This window comes from Bacillus sp. AL-1R (assembly GCF_052180195.1).
GTDB lineage: Bacteria > Bacillota > Bacilli > Bacillales > Bacillaceae_G > Gottfriedia.
Genome location: NZ_CP197469.1, coordinates 2,293,771 through 2,320,225, shown reverse-complemented (window position 1 = coordinate 2,320,225; position 26,455 = coordinate 2,293,771). Strand labels below are relative to the sequence as shown.

The 26,455-nt window shown below is 31.4% G+C and carries 19 protein-coding genes and 1 pseudogene; 19 read left to right on the top strand and 1 reads right to left on the bottom strand.

Annotated features, from left to right (window positions below; translation table 11 throughout):
• The first annotated feature begins 85 nt into the window (after nt 1–85).
• The 16 genes and pseudogenes from ACSBO6_RS10795 (at nt 86) to ACSBO6_RS10720 (ending at nt 19,342) form a co-directional block, all read left to right on the top strand.
• Complete coding sequence (locus ACSBO6_RS10795) at nt 86–955, top strand: Cof-type HAD-IIB family hydrolase (protein WP_098845978.1); 870 nt, start codon at nt 86–88, stop codon at nt 953–955.
• A 128-nt stretch (nt 956–1,083) separates the two neighbouring features.
• The gene (locus tag ACSBO6_RS10790) at nt 1,084–2,304 is read left to right on the top strand and encodes a sugar efflux transporter (RefSeq protein ID WP_498843336.1); all 1,221 of its coding nucleotides are present in this window, start codon (nt 1,084–1,086) and stop codon (nt 2,302–2,304) included.
• Nucleotides 2,305–2,869: 565 nt separating this feature from the next.
• The gene (locus tag ACSBO6_RS10785; RefSeq protein WP_498843335.1) at nt 2,870–4,627 is read left to right on the top strand and encodes an adenine deaminase C-terminal domain-containing protein; all 1,758 of its coding nucleotides are present in this window, start codon (nt 2,870–2,872) and stop codon (nt 4,625–4,627) included.
• 250 nt (nt 4,628–4,877) lie between these two features.
• Complete coding sequence (locus ACSBO6_RS10780) at nt 4,878–6,335, top strand: spore germination protein (protein ID WP_180232915.1); 1,458 nt, start codon at nt 4,878–4,880, stop codon at nt 6,333–6,335.
• A gap of 24 nt (nt 6,336–6,359) precedes the next feature.
• Nucleotides 6,360–7,457 (top strand): GerAB/ArcD/ProY family transporter, encoded by a 1,098-nt coding sequence (locus ACSBO6_RS10775; protein WP_098845974.1) that lies wholly within the window; start codon nt 6,360–6,362, stop codon nt 7,455–7,457.
• Nucleotides 7,454–8,572: a Ger(x)C family spore germination protein gene (locus tag ACSBO6_RS10770; RefSeq protein ID WP_098845973.1), complete on the top strand. Its 1,119-nt coding sequence runs from the start codon at nt 7,454–7,456 to the stop codon at nt 8,570–8,572. Before ACSBO6_RS10775 ends, ACSBO6_RS10770 begins: the two co-directional genes overlap by 4 nt.
• A gap of 319 nt (nt 8,573–8,891) precedes the next feature.
• A complete protein-coding gene (locus tag ACSBO6_RS10765; RefSeq protein WP_498843334.1) occupies nt 8,892–11,009 on the top strand; it encodes a HelD family protein in 2,118 nt (705 codons plus the stop codon).
• A 263-nt stretch (nt 11,010–11,272) separates the two neighbouring features.
• Entirely contained in the window at nt 11,273–12,037 is a 765-nt protein-coding gene (locus tag ACSBO6_RS10760; protein WP_498843333.1) for an ABC transporter ATP-binding protein, read from the top strand.
• A 1-nt stretch (nt 12,038) separates the two neighbouring features.
• Nucleotides 12,039–13,673, top strand: coding sequence for a hypothetical protein (locus tag ACSBO6_RS10755; RefSeq protein ID WP_498843332.1), 1,635 nt, complete (start codon nt 12,039–12,041; stop codon nt 13,671–13,673).
• 166 nt (nt 13,674–13,839) lie between these two features.
• Nucleotides 13,840–14,862 (top strand): NADH:flavin oxidoreductase/NADH oxidase, encoded by a 1,023-nt coding sequence (locus ACSBO6_RS10750; protein WP_098845970.1) that lies wholly within the window; start codon nt 13,840–13,842, stop codon nt 14,860–14,862.
• Nucleotides 14,863–14,982: 120 nt separating this feature from the next.
• Nucleotides 14,983–15,147, top strand: a pseudogene (locus ACSBO6_RS10745) (HTH domain-containing protein); the annotation flags it as partial.
• Between the two features lie 302 nt (nt 15,148–15,449).
• Nucleotides 15,450–16,025 carry a TetR/AcrR family transcriptional regulator gene (locus tag ACSBO6_RS10740; RefSeq protein ID WP_098845969.1) on the top strand — a complete coding sequence of 192 codons (576 nt, stop codon included), beginning with the start codon at nt 15,450–15,452 and terminating at the stop codon, nt 16,023–16,025.
• A gap of 103 nt (nt 16,026–16,128) precedes the next feature.
• Nucleotides 16,129–17,250 carry an ABC transporter permease gene (locus ACSBO6_RS10735; protein WP_098845968.1) on the top strand — a complete coding sequence of 374 codons (1,122 nt, stop codon included), beginning with the start codon at nt 16,129–16,131 and terminating at the stop codon, nt 17,248–17,250.
• Nucleotides 17,251–17,949: an ABC transporter ATP-binding protein gene (locus ACSBO6_RS10730; protein ID WP_098845967.1), complete on the top strand. Its 699-nt coding sequence runs from the start codon at nt 17,251–17,253 to the stop codon at nt 17,947–17,949.
• 414 nt (nt 17,950–18,363) lie between these two features.
• A complete protein-coding gene (tnpA, locus tag ACSBO6_RS10725; RefSeq protein WP_098846471.1) occupies nt 18,364–18,846 on the top strand; it encodes an IS200/IS605 family transposase in 483 nt (160 codons plus the stop codon).
• A gap of 277 nt (nt 18,847–19,123) precedes the next feature.
• Nucleotides 19,124–19,342, top strand: coding sequence for a DUF7660 family protein (locus tag ACSBO6_RS10720; protein ID WP_498843331.1), 219 nt, complete (start codon nt 19,124–19,126; stop codon nt 19,340–19,342).
• Between the two features lie 138 nt (nt 19,343–19,480).
• On the opposite strand, the gene ACSBO6_RS10715 is transcribed toward ACSBO6_RS10720, so the two are convergent.
• Nucleotides 19,481–20,278 carry a formate/nitrite transporter family protein gene (locus ACSBO6_RS10715; RefSeq protein ID WP_098845964.1) on the bottom strand — a complete coding sequence of 266 codons (798 nt, stop codon included), beginning with the start codon at nt 20,276–20,278 and terminating at the stop codon, nt 19,481–19,483.
• A gap of 160 nt (nt 20,279–20,438) precedes the next feature.
• Here ACSBO6_RS10715 and ACSBO6_RS10710 point away from each other — a divergent pair, with 160 nt between their 5' ends.
• From ACSBO6_RS10710 to ACSBO6_RS10700, 3 genes are all read left to right on the top strand, one after another.
• Nucleotides 20,439–21,002: a GNAT family N-acetyltransferase gene (locus tag ACSBO6_RS10710; protein WP_286138305.1), complete on the top strand. Its 564-nt coding sequence runs from the start codon at nt 20,439–20,441 to the stop codon at nt 21,000–21,002.
• Between the two features lie 290 nt (nt 21,003–21,292).
• Nucleotides 21,293–21,583 carry an SAV0927 family protein gene (locus tag ACSBO6_RS10705; protein WP_098845962.1) on the top strand — a complete coding sequence of 97 codons (291 nt, stop codon included), beginning with the start codon at nt 21,293–21,295 and terminating at the stop codon, nt 21,581–21,583.
• A 716-nt stretch (nt 21,584–22,299) separates the two neighbouring features.
• On the top strand, nt 22,300–26,253 hold the full coding sequence (locus ACSBO6_RS10700; protein ID WP_498843330.1) for a S8 family serine peptidase: 3,954 nt from the start codon (nt 22,300–22,302) through the stop codon (nt 26,251–26,253).
• Nucleotides 26,254–26,455 lie beyond the last annotated feature (202 nt).

Below are 26,455 nucleotides of genomic sequence, written 5' to 3'. Positions count from 1 at the left end.
TAGAATAAACATATCTTCAAAACTATAATAATATCATTTCACCTATTACTTAAGAAATTTAAAACCCATTAAGGGAGAGATTCTTATGAAACTAATTGCATTAGATTTAGATGGTACTACACTTAACACGAATAAATTTATAAGTGAAGAGACGTTAAACTCAATTAAAAAAGCCCAGGCAGCGGGACATATCGTTATGATTTTATCCGGGCGTTCACCAAACTCAGTAAAAGATGAACTTTCAAAGTATGATTTAAATTGTCCAATTGGAGGGCATAACGGGACGGCATTATATGTAAATGGAGAATTAATAGAATTAAATTCTTTAGGAGGACCTCAAATTCAGGCAATCGCCTTAGAAGTTGAGAAAGAAATCTTACCGTATAATATTTCTACAAATAAGGGGATATTTGCCCCAAGTAATTGGGAACAACGCTTTGAACAAGTTGTTTCATCAGGCCGTGTTCCTAAAGAATACTTTGAAAACAGACACTTTAAAATGTTTACTACATCTCCAAAGGTATACGGACATTCATTTTTTAACAAAGTTCATGAAATAATCGATAATGAGCATTTTACGATTCAAAAGTTTCTTATATTAACTCTTGATCCAAAACAAATGGTGAGACTTGAACAAAAATTAAGATTAATAGATGAGACTTATGTTACTAGTTCTTCCCCTTTTAATCTTGAAGTTACACATTTAAATGGTAATAAAGGATATGGGTTAAAAGCAATGGCATCATATTTTAATATTCCATTAGAAAATACTGTAGCTATAGGAGACGAAAAAAATGATTTACCGATGCTTAATATAGCCGGTTTATCAATTGCCATGGGTAATGCTGAAGAAGAAGTAAAGCTCTCAAGTGATGTTGTTACATTAAGTAATGATGAAAATGGTGTAGCTTATGCATTCGAAAAATATATTTTTACAGAGTCAAATGTACTATAATAGTAAAGATATCTGAATAATCAACGTTATCCTTGGTTAAATGTGTGAGTATGTTACATAATCAAGGGTGTTTTTTGTTTATTTAAACTACTCGGTAAAATATAGAATGTGGCAAGGGGTGCTAAATATTGGTTACACGGATTAAAGAACTATTTGCCATTAAAGGATATAGTTTATTTGTCATCTGTTTGTTATTTGTAGGGATTGGTCTATCAATCACAACTCCTTATTTATCCTTGTATTCTACAAAATATATAGGGATGAGCTCTGGAGCATTTGGAATCTTCATGGCAGTGATTTCATTAAGTGGTGTTTTAGTCAATACATTTATTGCTGAACGTTCTGATCGAGGGATTGACAGGAAATGGCTTATCATGATTGCGATGATTTCATCAGCAATCGGCTATGCGTCCTATTTAATATTTCATAATTACTATTTATTATTAGTTTTTGTTGCTGTATTTAATGGATTGGGTGCAGCCGCTATGCCGCAAATTTTTGCATCCGCACAGGAATCGGCAAATGCAAGTTTATCTAAAGATAAGACTTTAGCATTATCAACTTTAAGATCGCTTGTTTCTTTAGGATTTTTAATTGGACCTTTAGTAGGCACATTCATTTTAAAAGCAAGAGGATATGATGGACTTTTTTGGGGAACGTCTTGCATTTATGTCCTGATTGCACTTCTAGTATTCTTCTTTTTAGAAAAGAGAAAGCCAGTTTCAAACAATCTAAAAAAGAAAAACAAGACAAAGGTACCAGCAGCTAAACGAAAACAGCTTAGACTACCATTTATTGCTTTTATCTTATTATTTGCTGTGAGTTCGATTAATTGGATCAACACACCACTATTTATTGTCAATGAGTTACATGGTACGAATACTGATGTTGGATTAGTCGTAAGTATATGTGCAGGTTTGGAAATTCCAATCATGCTTGTGTTAGGAGTACTTTCTAAAAAAATCTCGAATCATGCATTAATGATCTACGGCTGTTTTATTGGTTTACTCTATTACCTTATCTTAAGCATATCTACCCATACGTGGGAATTAATTATTGCACAGTTGTTACAGGCAACATACATCGCGATTGTTATGGGAAATGGAATAAGTTATTTTAACGACTTATTACCAAACTCACCTGGCTTTTCTGCATCTATTTATGCGAATTGCTCGACGATCGGAAGTTTAGTCGGCAATTTAGGCGGAGGTCTTTTTGCACAAATAGCAGGTTTTCGAAATGTTTATTTACTTTGTATATTGTTTGTAATTTGTTCACTCTTTATCTTATGGAAATCAAAAAATAATGTGGAAATGGAGATATCAACAAGTCATAGTCAGTCTGTTTAGTTGATTTATTTGACGGTGAGTTTTCATTTGAAATTAAGAAGTAAAAGGATCAATTTCAGGCAAGCTACTTTTATGAAAATAATGAAATCAAAAGAATGTTTATTATAATAAAGATCAAAAACGAGCTATTATTTACTGTAGCTCGTTTTTTTTAAGTTTTTGACAATAAGGATGAAATTGCAAGAAATATTAAATGTTGAAGAAGATATTAATCGACAAAATAGGAATTTGTAAACCTGTGTAGAAATTAGTCTATACAGGTTTTTTGATTGGAAGATGCTTATGATCGGTCGAAAAGAAGATAAAGGGCATGAAATCCCTCAACAAAGAATCAATGGTTGAAACTTTAAACGACATGACTTTATCCTATTTCCCTGTAAATAAAATTACTCATTGGAGGAATTTTTGGATACCTTGTAAAATTCAATACGAACGAGCTTGAAATTGTTATGTTTTTGAGATTCTTTATTTATAAAGGTGAATGATACTTCTTTCAATTGCGGGAGTGACGTTTGTTTATATGATTCTTGTACAATAAGTTTCTTAACAAAATAGGAGTGATATGATGAAAAATTATCGATGGAGTAATGAAGAGATTAGAAAACAAGTAAATGTTCTTGATGGCGTAATTAATCCGCATATCATTTTAAAAAATGCAACGTATTTAAATTCATATTTGAATCAATGGTTGCATGCGAATATTTGGGTTTATCATGATCGGATTGTCTATGTTGGTGAAGCTCTTCCGAATAACGTAAATGAAATTGAAGTGGTTGATTGTGAAGGACAATACATAGTGCCAGGTTATATTGAGCCTCATGCTCACCCATATCAACTCTATAATCCTCTTACTTTAGCAAAACATGCTGGACAATTCGGTACAACTACATTAATATGCGATAATCTAAAATTCTTCTTAGAATTGCCAAGTCATGCTGCATTTGAACTATTGAATGATTTTAAACATATTCCTTCAAGCATGTATTGGTGGTGCCGTTTTGATGCACAATCTGAATTTCCAAATAATGATGAGCTATTTAATTCAACTGATGTAATATCTTGGCTTGAAAATGAATTGGTTTTACAAGGTGGAGAATTAACTGCGTGGCCAAAGCTATTAAATGGTGACAACCAAATGCTTACCTGGATCCAAGAGACAAAGAAATTAAATAAGAAAGTCGAAGGGCATTTTCCTGGGGCTTCAGAACGCACTTTAGCTAAATTAATGTTATTAGGTGCAGATTGCGATCATGAAGCAATGACAGGAAAAGAAGTACTTTCCCGTTTAATGCAAGGTTATATCGTTTCATTAAGACATTCTTCGATACGACCTGATTTAGAAGTGCTTTTAAAGGAAATTAAAGAGCAAGGCATCCAAAAATTTGATCGATTTTTCTTTACAACTGACGGTTCACACCCCTATTTTTATGAAAAAGGGATGACGGATGAATTAATTAAAATAGCAATCCGTCACGAAATACCAGTCATTGATGCATATAATATGGCAAGTTATAATGTAGCTTGCTATTATAATATGGAACATTTACATGGTTCAATCGCCACAGGAAGAATTGCAAATCTTAATATACTACATAGTAAAGAAAATCCAACACCTATTAGCGTTATAGCAAAAGGTAAATGGATTAAGAGAGATGGAATGATGATTGATGAATATTTGTCAATTGATTGGGAGAAATACCACTTCTCTAAACTTGATTTAAAGTGGACTTTACATAAAGAGGATCTGAGCCTTACAAACTCATATGGGATTAACTTGATAAATAATGTGATAACTAAACCATATGAAAGTAAAATCGATGTAGAATGTGATGAACTATCATACGAACATGATGAATGTTTTCTTTTAATGGTTGGAAGAGATGGTACTTGGAGAATAAATACCCTTGTGAAAGGATTTGCTCAATATATGGGGGGATTTGCAAGTTCTTATTCTGGTACTGGAGACATTTTAATCTTAGGCAAAAGAAAATCAGATATGTTGAAAGCTTTTGAAAGAATGAAAGAAATCGGCGGTGGCATAGTACTAGTAGAAGATAACAAAGTTGTTTACGAAATAGCTTTATCTTTAAAAGGTAGCATGTCTAACTTAGATATGGACAGTTTAATCAAAATTGAGAAAAAAATGATTGAATTGTTACAAGAAAGAGGGTATAAATACGACGATCCTGCATTTACCCTGCTATTTTTTTCTGCAACCCATTTACCATTTATTCGTATAACGCCAAGTGGATTATATGATGTGAAAAATAAACAAATTCTAGTTTCTCCAATCAAAAGAGAAACTTCACAAAAAATAATTTAAGTAAAATATTAGATACAAATAGTTAATAAACTAACATAAAACGCAAGCTACAACTTAGGCATGAATCCAATAATTTTCCGATTCATGCCTTTTTATTTGAATAAAAACTTCTCGAAAACAAATTTTTTTATAAATAATTATTTATACTCAAAATAATGAAAAAGTACAAAAAAGCGCATACTATTCTAGATAATTTTATATGGACGATTGATTTATAGTCTTAGTTTTTAGAGAAGGGATGAAATATGAAGTGGATAGTATAAATGGAAGAAACGAAAAAAATAAGAAAAATAATATCCATAATTTCACAATAAATCCTGATGGAAATATCAATGAAAACTTGGAAATCATCGAATCAATCTTTCCTACTTCTGACATTGTAAAAAAAATTTTAATGATTGATGGAAAGGCTGCACTTTTAATTTATTTATCTGGTTTAGTAAATGAGCAAAAAATTGATTCATTTATTAATAATATTATTTCGCCAAAAAAAGATTTAGAGATATTCTTGAATAACAATACGGAATGTACTATTCGAATTGCTAAAATCGAAAAAGCAGTATTAGATGGTAAGAGCATTTTATTTTTAGACGGGATCTCATCTGCTTTTATTTATGCTACAGAGAATCCACCTCATAGATCATTCATGCCACCAAATATCGATAATTCGTTGAAAGGTTCAAGAATTTCTTTTGTTGAAACATATCAAGATAATATTGCCTTGCTCCGTAGATTTATTCAAAATAGAGATTTTCGAACAAAACAAACTGAAATTGGAAATGATAATAGAAGCATCGTGTCGATTGCTTATTTAGATGGTGTAGTTGACGAGAATCTCTTATTATCTGTAGAGAATACAATTTCAGAAATAAAAGTAGATTCAGTGTTAAATGCCAATCAATTGGCTCAATTAATGGAGAGAAATCAATTCTCACCATTCCCACAAATCATAACGACGGAAAGACCAGATGAAGCGGCTACGTCTATTTTAAAAGGAAAAGTCGTTCTAATATTAGATCGTTCATCTGAAGTCATTATTTTACCATCTGAGTTTATATCATTCTTTACAAGTATTGATGATTATTCTTCTAGAACTTTAGTAGCTTCCTTTAATCGTCTACTTCGGGTTTGTGCATTCTTAATTACACTTTATTTACCTGGAATTTATATTGCAATGGTTTCGTTCAACTATGAAGTTATTCCATTAAAATTACTTTTTTCAATTGGTGAATCACGTGCTCATGTCCCTTTTGATCCACTATTTGAAGCAATTATTATGGAAATTACATTAGAAATGCTTAGGGAAGCTGGGATAAGATTACCAGCACCCATTAGTACGACAGTAGGAGTAGTTGGAGGAATTGTAATTGGCCAAGCTGCTGTTCAAGCGGGTATTGTAAGTAATATTATGGTTATCGTTGTAGCATTGACAGCTATTTCTTCCTTCATTATTCCAAAATATGAAATGGCATCAAGTTTACGCATATTAAGATTTCCAATTATGTTAATGGCATCTTTATTTGGCATTTTTGGTCTAGTAATAAGCACGATGATCTTAATCGTACACGGATTATCATTAAAGAGCTACAATATTTCGTATACTTCACCACTTTCACCAATTATATTTACTCAGCTAAAGGATACATTTATACGAATGCCATTAAACTATCTTTGGAAAAATCAAAATAAAAACATTAAAAAGGGTTAAGTGAAAATTGGATGTGATTAGAAAATGAATGTAAGCAAATTTAACATTTCATACTATCAATTTGTTCTAATAATATTTGGTGTACAGGTCGGTATTGGGATGTTATCTCTACCACGTAATTTAGCTGAAATAGCAGGAACTAGCAGTTGGATTTCAATCATTTTGGGAGGTTTAATCACTACATTACTTAGTATGTTATATATAAAGTTAAGTCAAAAAGTTCCACACGATAGTTTTTCGTCTTTAATTACGATTTATTTAGGAAATGTGCTTGGAAAAATTTGTCTCTTCTTACTAGCAATCTTCTTCTTATATGCTGCTTATTTAGTATTAATGTTATCTGTATTATTTGTTCAAACTTATTTACTTCAACATACTAGTGCTTTTATCATTTTGTTCTTATTTCTTATTCCTAGTTATCAATTAATAACAGGTGGTATTCATTTAATAGCGAAATATATTGAAACGATTTTTCCGCTAATTATTTTTTTTATAGTTATTCTATTTCTAACATTAAAAGAGCCAAACATTAAAAATCTATTTCCTATTATAAAAGAAGGTTGGCTTCCTATTATAAAAGCTGTACCTACAACGACAATGTCATTTTTAGGTATTGAAATAATATTTTTAATCTATCCATATTTAGAAAAAAAGGATAAAGCAATGAAAGGTGTAATTACCGCTAATGTGATGAGTACGTTTATGTATTTATTTGTAACAATTATTAGTTTTGTTAATGCTAACCCGTATGAAATATTGGATATTTTTTCACCTGTTATAGCGATGTTAAGTATTATTGAATTTCAGTTTTTAGAACGAATGGATGTAATCCTATTATCATTATTATTTATGGTTATTTCAAAAACATGGGTTACATATTTTTGGGCCGGGTTGGTAGGATTTAATGAGTTGTTTAAAATGAAAAAATTTCCACTTTTTGTGTTAATTATTTTTGGCATAATCACCATTAGTACTTATCTATTCATTCCAACCTTTAAATTAATTGGTCTTCAATTAAAAATAATTTCTAACACAGGACTAATTGTTATTTTAGGAATACCTTTAATTTTATGGGTAGCTAGAATAGTAAATAAAGATAAGTTTAGGGTGACAACAAAGTGAAAAAGATTGCTAAATGTTTGTTAATGGTTACGTTATTAATTGGATTAACTGGTTGTAATGATAAAATAAATATTGAAGATCTCACAATAGCTCTTATATGGGGGATCGATTTAGATCAGCAAGGTGATGTTGTTATTTATATGGCAAGTCCTGTATTTAGTAAAGATGTTAAAGAAAAAAATGAACATTTTAAAGTTAAAAGTTTATCATTTAGAGAAGCTAGAGATATTATTGATTCAAAAGCACTAGGAATCACAGCTGGTGGAAAAGTACAGACGGTTTTAATTGGTAGAAAAGTAATTGAACAAAAAAACTGGTATTCGTTATTAGATTTATTTTATCGAGATCCAAAGATGCGTCTTAATGCTGATTTAGTAGTTGTTAATGGTTCTGTTTCAGATGTTTTTGATTTTAGCCCAAAAAATAAGCCAAGTTTATCATTATTTATTCCACAGTTACTAAAAACTGCAAATTTTAGAAACGTCTCTGTGCGTACTCCATTAAGGTATTTTTACAAAATAAATTTTGAAAAAGGTATTACTCCTTATACACCAGAATTAACTTTAAAAGATAACGCTTTGGAAGTAAGTGGTACGATATTATTAAACAAACAAAACCAATATCGAAGGACTCTATCATTAAAGGAAACAATGCTATTAATAATTTTACAGGATAGAAAAGCAGGCCAATTAACTATGTGGTTAAATGGGAATAAACATAAAAAAAATGAAAATACAATCTTGAATAGTAAAATCAGTTTTTATATTAAAAATATAAAAAGGAACGTAAAAAAGAAATTTGATGATGGTAAATACCAATTTAATATTAATCTCAAACTACCGATTGCTATTACTGAATCTCCAATTAAATTAAATGACAAGTCAGAAGGAAAGTTAGTAAAAGAAATAGAAAATGAATTGCAAAAAGAACTAAATCTTTTCGTTAAATCTCTGCAAAATGACAAGGTTGATCCAATTGGCCTCGGTCTTTTTGCTAGATCCTTTAAATACTCAGAATGGAAAAAAGTAGAGGATGATTGGGTTGGTGCATTTCAACAATCAAAAATTAAGGTTAAAGTTAAAATTATCTTAGTTGATAGAGGTATATCAATGTAAGGAATATAAGATTGAAACACGAAAGTATTATTTGATGAGGAAGAACTAAAACAGGATATTTTACCTATAAACAATAAAGTCTCTATTGTAGAAATGCTATTTAGGGAAGAACCTAAGATAACGTGAAGTCTCTAAAAAGGAGATGAATTCTGTTTTCTACAGGTTCTCTTTTTTATTTTATACTACTTCCATCTATTTGCATTTGTTTAGCTAATATAAATTTTATTTTAAAAACCTCTTTACTTTTTAATGAACTTCTTGATACAATAGCTTTCCGTCTGAAAATTCGGCTATTTATTGGCATAAAGGGGGTAGAAAAATGTCTACACAACAATTTAATGAAGAACTTCAGTATTTAAACAAAATTTTATCTGAAATGGAACGGCAACTAACGAAACTTGAAGGGATTCCCGTATACACTGGTAGTGATGTAACCGAACAAGTTCTTGAAGGAATTCGAGAAACGAATCGAAGAAATCTTCGCTTAGCTAAAAATGAACCTTATTTTGGTCGAATGGATTTTCAAGAGGAACAGAAAGAGTTAGTACCTGTTTACATAGGAAAAGTAGGAATATCAGAACAAGCTACGGAAAATCCATTAATAATTGATTGGCGTGCTCCTGTTGCTAGTATGTTTTATTCGTTTACAGGGGGAGATGAACCTGCTTATTACGAATCTCCTGAAGGTATGATTGAAGGTACGATCTATTTAAAACGAAATATAGTAATCCGCAAAAAAAATCTCCAACGCGTTGTAGATACATATGTAAAAGGCGATCAAGATGTATCAACTACTGATGATTTTCTTCTATATCGATTAAGTGAAAACAAAGATAATCGCTTAAAGGATATTGTATCTACCATTCAATCTGAACAAAATGATATTATTCGTTCATCCAAAAATACACCTTTAGTCATTCAAGGGGTGGCAGGAAGCGGAAAAACAACTGTTGCTCTTCATCGACTTGCATTTCTGATTTACCAATACCGTGAAACATTAAGGGCAGATAAAATGATTATTTTTGCACCTAATAATATGTTTCTAGATTATATTTCAAACGTACTTCCTGAGTTAGGAGTAGGCGGCATTCAACAAACAACCTTTTCTGATTGGGCATTAAACACTCTCGACTATGAAGTAAAATTAAAGGATTCATCAGATAACTTAAACAAATGGTTCGCAACTGGCACCAATCGAATCGAAATTAATCATAATAGTCCAGGGAAATGGAAAGGCTCGACTCAATTTTTAACCTATATTGATCAATGTTTGGATACTTATGAAGCCTCAGCTGTTCCTGAAAAGGATTTCAAACCATGGAAAAAAAGAATGATTGATAAAGAAACACTTAAACATTGGTTTGATGTTGAATATAAACATTATCCACTTGCCAAACGAAGAGAACGCATTGTAGCACGGCTAAAGAAATGGATAGATAATGAGCTAAAAGTGATCGAAGAAACGAACAGAAGAAAAGAGAAAAAGAAAAAAGCAACCCAGTATTTAAATTCTTATATGAAACAATGGCCAAAACATACTGCACTTTCCTTTTATAAAACTTTATTCACAACAACATATGGTTCTTCTATTGTATACGAAATACCAGCAGATATTATTAAATCTACATCTTTAAATTGTAAAAAGAAAGAGATGGACCAGGAAGATTTGGCTCCGCTAGTCTATATTCATAATCGACTTTATGGAATTGAGTCTAAGCAAAAATTCCATCATGTAATAGTCGACGAAGCACAGGATTTTTCACCTTTTCAAATTGCATTATTAAAACAATTGACAATCGGGAATTCATTCACCATTCTCGGAGATTTATCACAAGCCATTCACGAGTATCAAGGGATTCATAATTGGAATGAATTTATAGATGTTTTCAATGATAAAGAAGTAACTTATTACGAGTTAAATAGAAGCTATCGTTCCACAATGGAAATCATTCATTTTGCAAATGAGATTATAAAAAAGGCAAATATTCCTGTTAGCTTAGCAAATCCAGTATTTCGAAGTGGAGAAAAAGTTAAAATACAAGAAGTTGATCAAACTAATCGAATTCAAGTAATTATTAATACGATTCAACAACTAAAAGAGGATAAAATGGATACAATTGCAATTATTGGCCGCTCAGAAGATGATTGTGCCATTTTACATAGTGAATTGTCCAAAGCGGGAGAAGAAGTTTCCTTTATTCATTCAAAACAGAGAAAATACGAAGGTGGCATTTCAGTAGTACCTGTGTATCTTTCTAAAGGACTAGAATTTGATGCAGTCATACTTGTCGATGTAGATGATGTGCACTATGAAGAAACGAAACAAGACGCTAAGTTGCTTTATGTTGGATGTACACGAGCACTTCACAATTTAACTGTATTATATACTGGAAACAAATCTCCATTAATTGAAAAATCACCGCTTCAGACTGTTTAACTACAATAATTATTAGGCTAAAAGATTAAACTCAATTTTAAAGGAGCATCGATTATACAGATCGATGCTTTTTTATATTGGCACGAATGAACGTCCTAAATCTTATGTCATGTTTTTACATTTCAAAAAATCATTCTGAAAATATCAATAAATATCCAAAATATGGTAAATCTTACACTTTTCAACAAGATTAATGGTCTATTAATATTAAAGTATTAAATTAAAAGTAGGTGATCATCATCGAAGCAAAAGAAGAAGTCGTATTGTGTTTAAAGGATTTGAAGAAGGACTATGGGGCTAAATCTGTTTTAAAAGGAATTGATTTAACAGTCCATCGTGGACAAATTATTGGTTACATTGGGCCGAATGGAGCAGGTAAAAGTACAACTATTAGAATTTTATTAGGATTAGAAAGTAATTACTCTGGGAATGTTGAGATTTTTGGGGAAGAAATCTCAGAACAGAATGTTGAATACAAGAAGAGAATTGGCTATGTTCCTGAAATTGCTGAATTATACGATAATCTTACAGCTAGAGAATATTTAACATTCGTTGGCGAATTATACGGGATGGATTTTGATGAAGCTGATGAGAAGGCTATGAAGTTAATGAAAGTATTTGGTTTAGAGGAAGTTTACTTATCGCGAATTGCTTCTTTTTCAAAGGGGATGAGGCAAAAAGTCCTTATCATTTCCAGTTTAATACATAATCCTGACCTATTGTTTTTGGATGAACCACTTAGTGGACTTGATGCTAATAGTGTAATGGTATTTAAAGAAATTCTAGCCATTTTGGCTGCTAATGGGAAAACGATTTTTTATTCGTCTCATATTATGGATGTAGTAGAGAAAATAAGTAATCGAATTATTTTGATCAATGATGGCAAAATCGTAGCAGATGGTAGTTTTAAAGAGTTAAAGGAGCAAAATAAAGAAGGATCATTGGAACAGATTTTCAATCAGCTTACAGGGTTTAATGAACATCAATCTTTAGCTGAGGAATTCGTATCCATTGTTAAGGGGGAATAATATGAAGGATTTCCCTATGCTAAAAATCTTAGACTTTTTTCGACCGCTATTTGAATTGTTTGGTGTTGAATATCAAATCATGCGTAAAATTTTAGTCGTTAAATTAACAATGGATCGTCGTAGGACACCGACCATTTTTAATCAAAACAATAAGAAAACAAAGAAAGATGAAGAAAATGGAATAATAAAATCATTAGGAATGTATGTTTTACTAAGTTTGATGCTCATTCCATTAGTGATTTTTGGAAAAAGCTATGTATATGAAATGAGCGCTTTCTTTGGCATTGTTATGTTTCTCATCATGACATCGATGATCTCGGATTTTTCAACTGTCTTATTAGATGTGAAAGACAAGGGAATCCTTCTTACAAAACCGGTTGGAAAAAAGACGATTACAGCTGCTAAAATGGTACATATATCAATCTATCTTTTATTAATAACTACATCTATTACAGCATTACCAGTAATAGTCGGGACATTTAGACACGGTATTTTATTTTTATTTTTAGCGATTGTAGAACTTCTTCTTGTCAATTTATTTATAGTAGTTTTAACAGCGATTATCTATTATTATATTTTAAGATTTTTTGATGGTGAAAAATTAAAAGATATTATCAATTACGTTCAAATCGGTCTATCAATCTCGATTACAGTAGGTTATCAACTTGTTGCTAGAGCGTTTAGCTTTGTGAATTTTGATCTGTCATTTTCACCAACTTGGTATCATTTTCTAATTCCACCTATTTGGTTTGGGGCACCATTTGAGTTAATTTTAAATCGTAACACCAATACATTTCTTATTGGATTTACTATTTTAGCAGTAATTATACCTATTATTGCAATCATGCTATATAGTTTAATGATCCCATCCTTTGAGAAAAATCTTCAAAAATTATCTAATAATAGTGGTTTAAATAGAAAAAAAGTCAGTAAGTGGAAGAATTGGCTATCTAGCGTATTTTGCCGTAATAATGAAGAAAAAGTATTTTTTAAATTCGCTGATAACATGATGCGAAATGAGCGGGAATTCCGTCTAAAGGTTTATCCATCATTAGGATTATCATTCGTTCTTCCAATCGTTTTTCTATTTAATCAATTACAAATTCACTCCTATCAACATCTAATCGTAAGTAAGAGTTATTTAACAATTTATATGTCTTGCTTAATCATTCCGAATGCAATTTCAATGCTAAAATATTCCGGGAAATATAAAGGAGCTTGGATCTATAAAACAGCGCCAGTATCAAACCTTGCACCTTTATATAGTGCAACTTTAAAGGTATTTATCGCTAATCTATATTTTCCTGTCTATTTTATTTTAAGCATACTATTTATTGGAATCTTTGGTATGAAAATCATTCCCGATTTATTAGTTGTCTTTGTTAGCTCGATTTTATATACAGTTATTTGCTCAAATTATCTTAAAGGATCACTCCCATTTTCAGAGTCATTTGAGGATGCTCAACAAAATTCGGGTATCAAAATAATGTTTGCCTTATTATTAGGGGGAATATTGGCCTTAATTCACTGGGGGATCACATTTATTCCATTTGGTGTAATGATTTACTTAGTCTTGCTAATGATTGTCACTTTCTTTTCATGGAAACGTGCTTATCACACGATTTGGAATTTTTGAAACGATATCAACCTAAAAAGTAGAGGGCTCTATGCTTTCTACTTTTTTATTCTATTTCTTGGGTAAGATAAATTTAGTGAACTGAGCAGTTAAATAGAATTTTTTACAAGGTTGGGATAATATGGGATTAAAGTTTAAATAAACAATTTGTGAAAGGACGTTGACTATGTCTAATTTATTCAAGCCATTCATATTCAAAGGATTAGAATTAAAAAATCGTGTCGTAATGCCACCAATGTGTCAATATTCAGTCCATTTAAAAGATGGGATTCCAACAGATTGGCATTTCGTTCATTATACTAGCCGTGCGATTGGGGGTACAGGTTTAATCATTATTGAAATGACGAATGTTGAAGATCGTGGCCGCATTTCAGATTATTGCCTAGGAATTTGGAGTGATGATCATATACCGGCATTTAAACGTATTATCGATGAATGTCATAAATATGGTGCAAAAGTTGCGATTCAAATTGCTCATGCAGGACGTAAAGCTGAAGATGCCCAAATTCCAGTGTCCTCTTCACCAAACCCTTTTAGCGAGAATTCAAAAACTCCACATGAGTTAACAACTTTAGAAGTTAAAGAAATGGTTGAAAAGTTCAAAAAAGGTGTAGAGCGTGCTGTTCTTGCAGGAGTAGATACAATTGAACTTCATGGTGCACATGGCTATCTCATTCACCAATTTGCATCTGCTTATACGAATCAAAGAACAGATGAATATGGGCAAGATAAATTTTTATTTGGAAAAGAAGTCATAAAAGCGGCTAAAAGTGTCATGCCAGATGACATGCCACTTATAATGCGAATTTCAGCGTTAGAATACGTTGATGGAGGCTATGGACTTGATTATTCTGTAGAAATGGCTAAAGCATTCCGAGATGCAGGTGTTGATATTTTCCACATTTCCTCTGGTGGTGAAGGTCCAATCGGTTCAGGAGGTAGACCTGGTTCTCATCCTGGCTATCAAGTCAAATTGGCCGAACAAATAAAGAAAGAAGTAGAAATCCCTGTAATTGCAGTAGGGAAATTGGATGATGCAAATCTTGCAGAATCTGTACTTGGCAACGAAGAAGCAGATTTAATCGCAGTTGGTCGTGGGATGTTAAGCAATCCTTATTGGGCAAACGAAGCATCGATCCTTCTTGATGGGAAACCTTTGACTCCAAAACCATATGAGAGAGCATATTAAGTTATTGCAAAAAAAAACGCCTAAATTAAAAAGTACCCTATAGAGTAGACACTTAAAAAAGTGCCCTCTATAGGGTACTTTTGTTTATAATGAGAAAAAACGGCATAGCGGAAATAGTAGATGAGCGATAAAATATTTACTGATAAAGAAATGAATCTACTTTCCAAAAACCAACACGTAAAGTCAGTTAGTACGAAAGGAATCACTTTCACAGATGAGTTCAAGCGTAATTTTATATCAGAAAATAAGAAAGGAAAATTACCGAGACAAATATTTGAAGAGTGTTGATTTGATATTGAAGTGATAGGAGGCTTAATATATGAAAACGGACTAACATTAAAACTAAAATGTTAGGTATACAAAATCTTGAGTTGAAAATTATGCTTTAGAATAATCATGGGTTAAGTAATTCAAGTAATGTTATCATATTAATGGAAGATTTAATGAAAAGAGGTACCAAACTAAATATAAAAGAATTATATTTAAATTAATAAATAGGATATAATTGTTACAAAGTAATTGTGTCAATTACAATATTACAAGCGGATAAAACAAAACTATAGTAATAAATCGAAAGTAGGGAAAAAATGGGGAGAGATCGAAAATTTAATACAGTAGATTTGTTCCTTTGCACTAAAAAATTAATTTTACAAACTGGGTACGAAGGTTTCACAATCGGAGAATTGGCAAAAATGTTAGACGTTTCACGTGCAGCAATCTATAAATACTATCAAAATAAAGATGAATTATTATTGGATTTTATGATTGAGGAAATGAATAATGTTTTGATAAGTTTTAAAACCATTCCAGAGGAACAAACTTTTTTAGAAAAGATTGATTTATTGCTGAAAAAAATTTTTATGTACAAGGATTTACATTTAATACTTGGCATGCAAGATATTATTCCAACGAAAGATGCTCCACATCTCGAGAATAAGAAAAAGAAGCTGTCTTTGATGCACAGAGAATTATATATGCCCCTTGTCCATATTATACAACAAGGGAAAAAAGAGGGTTTTATTGAAATGGAAATACCTAATGAGCTATTACTTGGGTTTATTTTTCAAAGTATTTCAATTCCAAATCACTCTGGATTAGATGATGAAAAGTTGATGGACTATATAAGGAATTTAATTTTAAGTGGTGTAATAAAAAATAAGTGACATATGTGTAACTTATATGTATACTATTCAATGTAGAAACATATAAGTTATTTTTTTATTCAAAGTGACATATGTGTAACTTATTTTAGAGGGAGTGTTTGATTTGTTTTTAGCATTAAAGGAATTAAAGCATGCAAAATTTCGTTATTTAATGATGAGCATTATTATTATTTTAATTGCTTGGCTAGTATTTATTTTATCTGGGCTTGGAAATGGTCTATCTACTCTAAGTGCAGCATCCATAAAGAACTTAGATGCCAACTATGTTGTTTATGAAAAAACTGCTGGTGCTACATTTAGTAAATCGATTATTTCTGGTGATTTATTGGAAGAGATTCAAAAAAATCATGATGTGAAAAATGCAGCTAGTTTTGGATCCTCTTTAGGATCGGTTTCAAAAGAAAAAACGGATGATAGCAGTAAAAAAACCGATGTTGCCATAATTGGGATAGAGGTAAGTTCTTTTATTGAGCCAAGTGTAGTAGAAGGTAAACAGCTTTCTACTGATGACAAATTTGGTGTTCTTGCAAATAAGAGTTTAAAAGATGCAGGGTACAAGCTTGGTGATGAATTACTAGTTTCAAATTCTAAAATGAAGTTTAAAATTATTGGATTTGTTGAAAATGAAACATTCAATCATTTACCTGTATTATTTGCTAATATTGATACTTGGAGAAGTTATCAATATGCTGCACCAGGATCTGACAATGATATTCATAATCCTGTTCAAGCCATAGTTTTAAAAGCACCACAATTGGATGCTAAAAAGCTGGATAAACAGGTAGATGGAATTGAAACAGTAACAAAAAAAGTAGCTGTAAAAGAAATGCCAGGGTATAAGGAAGAAAATGGAACAATCTTAATGATGCTTGCTTTTCTAATAGTCATTTCAGCATTTATCGTAGCAGTTTTCTTCTATGTTATTACGATTCAAAAAACAGCTCAATTTGGTGTAATGAAGGCGATTGGAGCATCTAATCAATTTATTTCAAAAGCGATTGTTGCACAAGTATTTATTTTATCATTTTTCGGGATTGTGATTGGTATTATATTAACTTATTTGACTGCACTCGCATTTCCAAAAAATATGCCTTTTACTTTAGATGCTAAACTTGTTGGTTTATATGCACTAGGGTTATTAGTCATTAGCCTATTAAGCTCTGTTGTTTCAGTCAGACAAATTACAAAAATTGATCCGCTAACAGCTTTAGGGAGGGTGGAATAAATGAGTGGTATTCAATTACATCACGTTTCTAAACAATATAAAGAGGGGCATTCGATTGTAACAGCAGTAAAAGAAGTTTCTTTTACTGTGAATCCCGGTGAGTTGGTTGCCATTGTTGGACCTTCTGGATCTGGTAAAAGTACATTATTATCAATGATTGGTGCATTATTAAAACCAACTTCAGGAAAAGTAAGCGTAAATGGTCAAGATGTAACAACGTTAAATGCTAAACAACTTGCAGACTTTCGTTTAAATGAAATTGGGTTTATTTTACAATCATCTAACTTAATTCCGTACTTATCTGTATATGACCAGCTAATATTAATAAAAAAAATGTCTGGAAAGTTAACTAAAAATGACCAGCAATATGCAGTTGAATTACTAACTGAGCTTGGTTTAGGTAATAAGTTGACAAAAATGCCAAATGAATTATCTGGTGGTGAGCGTCAACGTGTAGCAATTGCTAGGGCACTATTTAATCAACCAAGTATCATTCTAGCAGACGAACCTACAGCAAGCTTAGATTCAAACCGAGCTCATGAAGTTGTAAAATTAATTGCTAGTGAGGTAAAGAAGAGAGAAAAAGCAGCAATTATGGTGACGCACGATGAACGAATGCTAAGTTATTGTGATCAAGTATATTATATGGAAGATGGAGTTTTATCAATCCAAAGTTCGAATGAGTCAAGAATAAAATAGATGTGTTAAACTTTGCAATATCCATCTATAAAATGGGGGGCATATCATAAAAATATCTCAAAAAAAGCTTGATAGTAATTCTTGTATTGATATTACTTTCGGTTGGAGGTAATAAATACGTATGTCTAGTAACCCAATTGAAAGTAAATTTTATCATTTTTTAAAGGATAAATTTAAAATTTCAATAATAGATTTATAATTATTTAACTGATTAGGTAATAAACAGTCTAATGGAACTTGAAAATTAGTTAGAGAATCTTCAGTTTTTGAAGATTCTTTTTTTTGTGGAAACGAAAACCCTAGGCTAGGCCTAGGGTTCCAAAAAGCTTACAGCGTGGTATTAAAAAAATTCCCCCGAGGTGCTAAACTATTTTTGGTTCGCCAACCAAAATAGCAGCATACGGAGGAATTTTTATGTCAAAAGACAGTAATAGTTTAGCACATACAACATGGAATTGTAAGTATCACATCGTATTCGCCCCGAAATATAGAAGGCAAGTCATTTACGGGAAAATAAAGAAAGACATAGGAGAAATACTTCGAACTTTATGTGAAAGAAAAGGTGTAGAGATTATTGAAGCGACAGCGTGTAAGGATCACATTCATATGTTAGTTAGCATCCCACCAAAGATCAGTGTGTCAGCATTTGTAGGATATTTAAAGGGAAAGAGTAGTTTAATGATTTTTGATCGTCACGCGAATTTGAAATATCGATACGGAAATCGAAAATTTTGGTGCACGGGATATTATGTAGATACAGTTGGAAGAAACAAGAAGGTGATAGAAGAATATATACGAAATCAACTACAAGATGATGTAGTGGCGGAACAGTTAAGCATGATGGAATACATAGATCCATTTACTGGTGAAGAGATACAGAAAAAGAAAAGAAAGTAAGCAGAAGGCCTTTGAGGTCTGGCCAGTAATAGTAGTACATCAGGCGAACCGTTCAATAGCCCTTTAGGGTTTGGTCAGTAACAAAGGCTTTCAGCCGCAGAGCAAACCACCCGTTATCACGGGTGGTTATGTTTTGTTTGAAGCGTATATTAGTCCAAAGTATGACTTAGTTGAATTTGTATAAAAGCCATGAATTAAAAAATTCTTTATTAACTAACATATGCAATAGTTGGATAAGGAAGTTAATATTGTACTCAAAGATGAGAGATAATGCAAATTGAAATTTAATGAGATTGAGCAGAAAGTTAAGTCTAAAAAAGATTTGATTCAATTTTTAGAGATAATGAAACAAGATAATATAGATAACCAGAAGGAATGGGAAAGCGCTAATATTGTTTCATTTTTGGATGCGATGCAAAGATGTACCTCTTATTCTGTTTTATTGTCAGAAGAACCTAAGTGGATCGAATTTGCAAAAGGAAGTAGATATGAATAATTCAACTACCATGGTAGTTAAATAAGAAACTCTAAAGGCTGTCTAAACAGACAGCCTCTTTTTTAGTTTGGAAAATCAACATTTTAATTTAATAGAGGCTTTTTAAAAAGAAAAAAGATCTTGGACTATTCCAAAATCTTATTTTGAATCTACTTCATCAAAAAATGGTTTGTTTGCAAAATAATACATTACAGCCATCATAAATTCTCCACCAATAAGGTTACCTATCGTAACAGGAATTAAATTACGTATCATACCTGAAAAGGTAATTGTGTCAGGATGGTCAATTACAAGAGCAATCGCAAAGGAGCACATATTGGCAATACTATGCTCATAACCGGACATAAAAAAACAAAACACAAATAACATCATCGCTGTAATTTTTGTTAAATTTTCAGTTTCACCAAATGACATTGGTATGAAAAAGGCAAGACAGACGAGCCAATTACATAAGATGCCCCTTGAGAATAAATGAAAAATAGAATTATCTATTTTATGCTCGACAACTGATAATAAAAATGTACTTGAGTCTTGTGTATCAAAAAGTCCAGTTGTATAAATGATCAAAGCAAATAGACATGCCCCTAAAACATTTCCTACATAACTATAAACCAAGAGCTCAACAACTTTTGGCCATTTCATTTTATCCCTCAATGCAGCATAGGTGTAATAAAATGTATTCCCAGTGAAGAGATCTCCACCACCGTACCAAATTAAAACAATTGCTGAACCAAATGTTAATGCAGCGATTGGGTAAGCAACAGGAGAATGTACTAGATAAAAACCATTCCCAGTTTTGAAAGCAACCATTACACCGAATCCAATAAACATACTTGCAAGCATACTTCTTAAAATGTAGCGGAGATGGCTTTGGTCAAATATTTTTTGTTTCTTTAAGGCTAACTTTTCGACTTCTGACAACGGCTTTACTTCCATCAAATCACCCCTTTTTAATTTGTCCAATAATGTGCAAGAAATAGCATTTTTGTCATTTTTTATGATAAAATTTAATTATTAACAATTTTCCGTATATTTTAATCAAAAAATTTAATGGTTAATGAATCGTAGATATAGATCAGTTATTGGAGGAGTTATTTTGAAAGAAATTATCGTACGCCCATATACATTTGAAGATGCAGAAGCTAAGTTACAGTTACATGTTGAAAATAAAGAACATTTTGAGAAATGGTCTCCTACGTTAAGAAAGGAAGATTTTTATACAATTGAAGGTCAAATGAATAGTATTAAAGAGTTTATGGAAAAAAGTGCAGAAGATAGTAGATATGATTTTGCGATTTTTAAAAAAGAAGAAAATGATCTAACTTTAATAGGAGAAGTACAGTTCATTTTTGTCACACGAGGACCAAAACAAAGTTGTATGGTTGGTTATCATATTGGGGAAAAATTTAATGGTCATGGATATATGACGGAAGCTTTGAAACTTGCTTTGAAAATTGCATTTGAAGATTTGAAGTTCCACCGAGTAACTTCAGAAGTAAATCCTGAAAATTTAGCGTCTTTACGCGTCCTTGAAAAGGTTGGATTTGTGAAAGAAGGATATTATCGTAAAAACTTAAAAATTAGAGATAAATGGTATGATCATGTCTGTTTGGCAATCTTAGAAGAAGAATTTGCCGAAAAGTTAAATTCAGTAAAATAAATAGTTTAAGATAAACAACTAAATGCTTAACTTTTTTATGAGAAATAATTTGAATATGTAAAGATAAAGTTACATTTAATTACTTGTATATAGTTTTGATGCATTTACGACATATTTTTTAATTTGTCACAAAATTTTAACAATTAAAATGAAGGAAAATTGACATATTTAGCTAATTAATAAGTAAGGGGGTTCATACACTCTTTTCTTTTTAAAAATCGATGCAACTATTCGATTTAAGTGTAAGATGCTCAAAGTAAAAAATATGGTGTAAAAAAGGAGTGGTAGGGATGAATTTCTACATTATATCGGAAGAGAAAGAAAACCAAAACATTCATTATTACTGTATCGCTGCAGGTAGCCATCGCTACGACTTTGCTGTTATCTTTTCAGAAAAATTTCTAGGCAAAGCAATGGTTGTATCAATTCAAAGTGGAAGAATGGTTCTACTTTGCAGAGAAGATATAGACCATCCAGAACACTGGGAACATAAACTAGGAATTGCATCTGAGGACATCAAAGAAATAGAAGAATTTTTTCATTCTATTTTGGATCAACGAATTTTTAGCGATCAATATTAAAAAGCGAGAGTCTCCATATTTTAGGAGACTCTTTTTAATTGTATTCCTAAGTACATGTTTGGATTCTTATTTTAGTAATGAGCTATTTTGCTATCTCATTATTATTATTGTACAAAAAATCAAAATAACACTTCGACAAAATATCACTTCACAAAACACTAAATATATTAATAATTCCCCGATTAAATGTAATAAGCAACATAATTGCTTTTATTCCCCCAATTTACTCTTAATTCTAGTGTATAAAAAATTTGAATTAAATTTATTTGCCCTGGAATCAAAAAATAAGGAAATTTTTTCTATTTATTTTAAATTAATATTAAAATATATGTTATTTTATTATAGACACCTTACGATTAATAAGAGATTGTTACAATTATAGCTTTTACTCTATTAATATTAAGAAAAACACATGTTTTGTTAATTATGTTATAGGTAATTTGACCTTGAAACTGCTCGGAAATTTAAATTATTAAATCCAAAATTCCTGTTTTTGCGTAATCTAAAAGGTATTTTCGAGTGTTTACTAGAAAATAATTCCAAGAGAAAGGAGGGGACTCACTGTTTTGATTTGGAACTGATGTAACTATATATAAAGTTTAATCCATTTAGTGATAAATTCTAATCTATCATTTAAATAAATGGAGAAATGGTTAGTTGTTACATATGTTTGTCTAGTTAATTTACTTTGAATCTATTAAAAAAGGGGCTCAACAATGAAGAAAAAAAATTATTTAGCGCTACCTGTATCTACCATTCTATTATTTTCAAGTATTTACTCTGGAACGGTTCAAGCAGCATCAGTAACAGGGGCTAATAGTTCAGTTACTAATCAGGTAGACTCTGGTAAAAACGTTAGAAAAAGCCAAATGAAAGAAGTACCAAAAGTAAGTGGTAAAGTACTCCCGAAAAAGGCAGAATCTAAAATTGAAACTAAATTAAGAGATAAATTAAAAAATAAACAGTTCGTAACAAAACATAATGAACAAACAGGTGAATTAATCGTTAAATACAAAAAGAAAGTAACTTCAGGTGAAATTAATACTCTTCAGAAAAAGTATTCTTTAAAGTCTTCAAAGAAATTAAAGAATTTAAATGCTGAAGTAGTAAAAATCCCAACTGGTGAAAGCTCTACTGAGTACATAACTAAGTTGAAAAAAGATCCAAATGTTGAATCGGTACAACCGAACTACAAATATTATGCTTCTGACTTCAATAATGCGAATGACTTTTATGATCAATTATGGGGACTTAATAATAAAGGTCAAACGATTAATGATAGTGTAGGAAAAGTAGATATTGATGTCGATGCACCTGAAAGCTGGACTAATTTTAGTTCAAAACTTTCAAAACCCGAAGCGCAAGTAGTAGTTGGTGTAATCGATACTGGCGTGGATATTAACCACCCAGATTTAGCAGGTAAAATTTGGACAAATACTAAGGAAATTCCTAATAATAAAATTGATGATGATCATAATGGTTATGTTGATGATGTAAATGGTTGGGATTTTTATAACGATGATAATACCGTTTATGATGCACTTGATGGAGATGAACATGGTACCCATGTATCCGGTACAATTGCTGCAGCTTTAGAAGGTCCAAGTTTAAAAGATAATAAAGGAGTAGTTGGTGTTGCTCCTAATGTAAAAATTTTACCATTAAAGTTCATCGGTCCTTTTGGAGGTACTTCTGCAGATGCGATTGAAGCAATTGAATACGCTAAAAGTATGGGCGTAAAAATTACAAATAACAGCTGGGGTGGTGGAGAATATGATCCATTACTTGAAGAAGCAATTGCAAATTCTAATAGCTTATTTGTAGCCGCTGCAGGTAATGACGGAATGGATAATGATGAAATGGAAGCTTATCCGGCAAGCTTTGAAAGTTCAAATATATTATCTGTAGCTGCTGTTGATAATAAAGGTAACTTAGCTCCTTTCTCGAATTATGGTGCAGAATCTGTTGATGTTGCTGCTCCTGGAGTTGACATTTTAAGTTCAATCCCTAAATATCCAATCGATGATATTACAAAATTATTAAAAATTGACAAAGCGGGAGCATCAGCTCAAATTGCTGGAGACAATTACAAAGCAATCTTTGATGGTATTGGATTTGAAAAGATATCTGAAAAACAAAGACAGGCTGCTTTTGATAAAGCATTAAGTTATTTAGATTTAACGGACACGAATAAAAAGATTTTACTAGTTCAAGATGATGAAAATGATCTTGCAGACATGCTCAAAGACATCCCTGAATTATCAAAAATCTTTAAAAACTATTTACCGACATATCAAAAATTGTTATCTAAGTATTCTTCAGTAAATACAGTTACAATCAGTTCTGAATCTTCTTTATCAATGAAAAGTACTGATTTATCACAATACGATGCAGTAATTTGGTTTTCTGGAAATGGTATTGGATTTAACTCTGAAGAAGGTACTACTTTAACAAAATCAGATACTGAGTTATTAAAAAATTATCTTTCGAATGGTGGTAAGTTATTATTAACAGGGATTAACGCCTTAGAAGGCCAAGAAAAATCATCGTTTGTACAGGATAGTTTACATTTAAATGTTTTTTCTAACATGGGTCCAAGTTTAAATGTTGAAGGTTTATCTGAAGGGATCTATAAAGATACTAAGTTTGAGGTTAATCGATATGATTTCCCTTACTACATGGCTGATTATGTACAATCGAATGATCCAAAGACAGTCATTAATTCTAAATATGTTTCTGATTATACACAAAGCTACGATTACTATAGTGGTTCATCTATGGCAACTCCGCATACTACGGGTGCTGCTGCTATTTTATTAGGTTTACATCCGAATATGTCACCAGAGATGCTTAAACTATATACAAGTGCAAAAGGAGCAAAATTAGAAACACTAAAAGGATTTGTAAGCACAGGAAAAATAGTTAAATCATCAAATTTAAATAACTTTGATGACAATGATACACCTGGTATTCCATTAGATAAAAGTGTATTAAATGGAAGTCTTGATTCTACAAAAGATAAAAATGATGTTTATGCAATATCATTAAAAGAAGGCCAAGGCATCACATTCTCATTGAATGGACAAGCAGGAAGCGATTTTGATTTGTATGTATATGATGAGTCAACTACTAGTGTAAATAATAAGAATGGTATGGTTGCTTACTCAGAGAACATAAATTCATCAAAAGAGAAGATTAATTTTATTGCTCCTAGAACTGGAATCTATTTTGTAAATGTCTACGACTTCAAAGGATCAGGAAACTACAAACTTTATTCTGGTAATTTCGGTGGATCGTATGAAGATGATTCAGAATCAGTAACTTTAGATGGAGAATGGAATCCAGTATTCAATGAACAATTCTCTGAAGGAATGGCAGGAGTCCTAAATTCTATAGGTGAAGTTAATTTCTCATTTGTTGGGTCAAGCATTGAATGGCAAGGTTTTAAAAATCCTTCTCAAGGAATTACCGATGTTTATATTGACGGTAAAAAGATTGCATCACCATCGCTTTATAATGATACGTTAAAATCGAAACAAAGTTTATTAAAATATGATTTTACAACTTATGGAAACCACTCAATAAGAATTGTATGGACAGGAAAAAATGATCCAGCGGCAAGAAAATCTGCTACAGGGATCAATTTAGATCGATTCATTGTAAAAGATAATCCGATTGCATTAAAAACATCTTTTGATACGGTAAAAAAATATCCAGTTATTTCATGGACTGCTCCAAAATGGGCTGAATCGTATACTATTTATCGCAAAGATTCATCACAAACTGATTATGTACAATTAAATAAAACACCGATCACTACAACGTCTTATACAGATACAACTGCAATGACGGCTGGAAAAACGTATAATTATGTTGTCGTAATTAATACAAAGGATAAAACTGAGACACCATATTCAAAATCTATTAATTACGTAAATGATGATGATACAAAAGCAAGAATTTATATAACAGGTACTGCAAAAGGAAGTCTTAATCCTGACGCAAAAGACTTTAAAGATGTTTGGGCTAAAAATTTATTAGCAGGCAAAACATATGAAATCGCATTAACTGGCCCTTCCAATGCAAACTTTGATCTTTCATTATACAACATTGGTACATCAACTATTTATGGTGCGAAAGAATTGAAAAAATCTGCTAGTACTACATCTACTGAAAAAATTGTATTTAAACCAACAAAAACTGGAATGTACTACATGGTACCATCTGCTGTAAAAGGCTCTGGCCAATATAGTCTAAATATTTCAGTGCAAACGACAAAAACAGTAGAGAACACTGATGCTAATGTTAAATACTCTGGAACTTGGAGTAAGTTAAAATATACGAGTGCATCTGGTGGCACGATTAATCAAACAAAAGGGTCTACTGGATCACTTCAATATAATTTTAGTGGTACAGGAATAACTGTTTATGCTTTAAAAGATAAGAATATGGGTAGAGCTGATGTTTATATCGATGGTAAAAAAATCAAGCAAATTGATCTTTACTCTTCTAGTCGTAAATATAAAGTAAATGTTTTCGATATTCAAAATCTAGCAAACAAAGCACACACTATTAAAATTGTTGCTACAGGTACAAAATCTAGTGCTGCAACAAATAAGTTAATAAATGTTGATTCGTTTAAATTAACTCAGTTTACATTAGTTAAATAATTTGAATAATTATTTACAAAACAAAAATCCTGATTGCTCTAATGAGTATATCGGGATTTTTTTTGAAGTTAGATTAGTCTCATTACCTTTACTAAAGGGAAATCACGTTAAACACTAATTATCAACCCTATGTCTACAACAGCTTAAAAAACACGGTTGCCAACCTTTGAATCAGCTACACTTAGTTAGACAACCTTTTATC

Excerpts from the sequence above, each read along its gene's own strand:
- ACSBO6_RS10795 (WP_098845978.1), top strand. The coding sequence starts at position 86 with ATGAAACTAATTGCATTAGATTTAGATGGTACTACACTTAACACGAAT.
- ACSBO6_RS10785 (WP_498843335.1), top strand. The coding sequence starts at position 2,870 with ATGAAAAATTATCGATGGAGTAATGAAGAGATTAGAAAACAAGTAAAT.
- ACSBO6_RS10775 (WP_098845974.1), top strand. The coding sequence starts at position 6,360 with ATGAATGTAAGCAAATTTAACATTTCATACTATCAATTTGTTCTAATA.
- ACSBO6_RS10765 (WP_498843334.1), top strand. The coding sequence starts at position 8,892 with ATGTCTACACAACAATTTAATGAAGAACTTCAGTATTTAAACAAAATT.
- ACSBO6_RS10755 (WP_498843332.1), top strand. The coding sequence starts at position 12,039 with ATGAAGGATTTCCCTATGCTAAAAATCTTAGACTTTTTTCGACCGCTA.
- ACSBO6_RS10750 (WP_098845970.1), top strand. The coding sequence starts at position 13,840 with ATGTCTAATTTATTCAAGCCATTCATATTCAAAGGATTAGAATTAAAA.
- ACSBO6_RS10740 (WP_098845969.1), top strand. The coding sequence starts at position 15,450 with ATGGGGAGAGATCGAAAATTTAATACAGTAGATTTGTTCCTTTGCACT.
- ACSBO6_RS10730 (WP_098845967.1), top strand. The coding sequence starts at position 17,251 with ATGAGTGGTATTCAATTACATCACGTTTCTAAACAATATAAAGAGGGG.
- tnpA (WP_098846471.1), top strand. The coding sequence starts at position 18,364 with ATGTCAAAAGACAGTAATAGTTTAGCACATACAACATGGAATTGTAAG.
- ACSBO6_RS10715 (WP_098845964.1), bottom strand. The coding sequence starts at position 20,278 with ATGGAAGTAAAGCCGTTGTCAGAAGTCGAAAAGTTAGCCTTAAAGAAA.
- ACSBO6_RS10705 (WP_098845962.1), top strand. The coding sequence starts at position 21,293 with ATGAATTTCTACATTATATCGGAAGAGAAAGAAAACCAAAACATTCAT.
- ACSBO6_RS10700 (WP_498843330.1), top strand. The coding sequence starts at position 22,300 with ATGAAGAAAAAAAATTATTTAGCGCTACCTGTATCTACCATTCTATTA.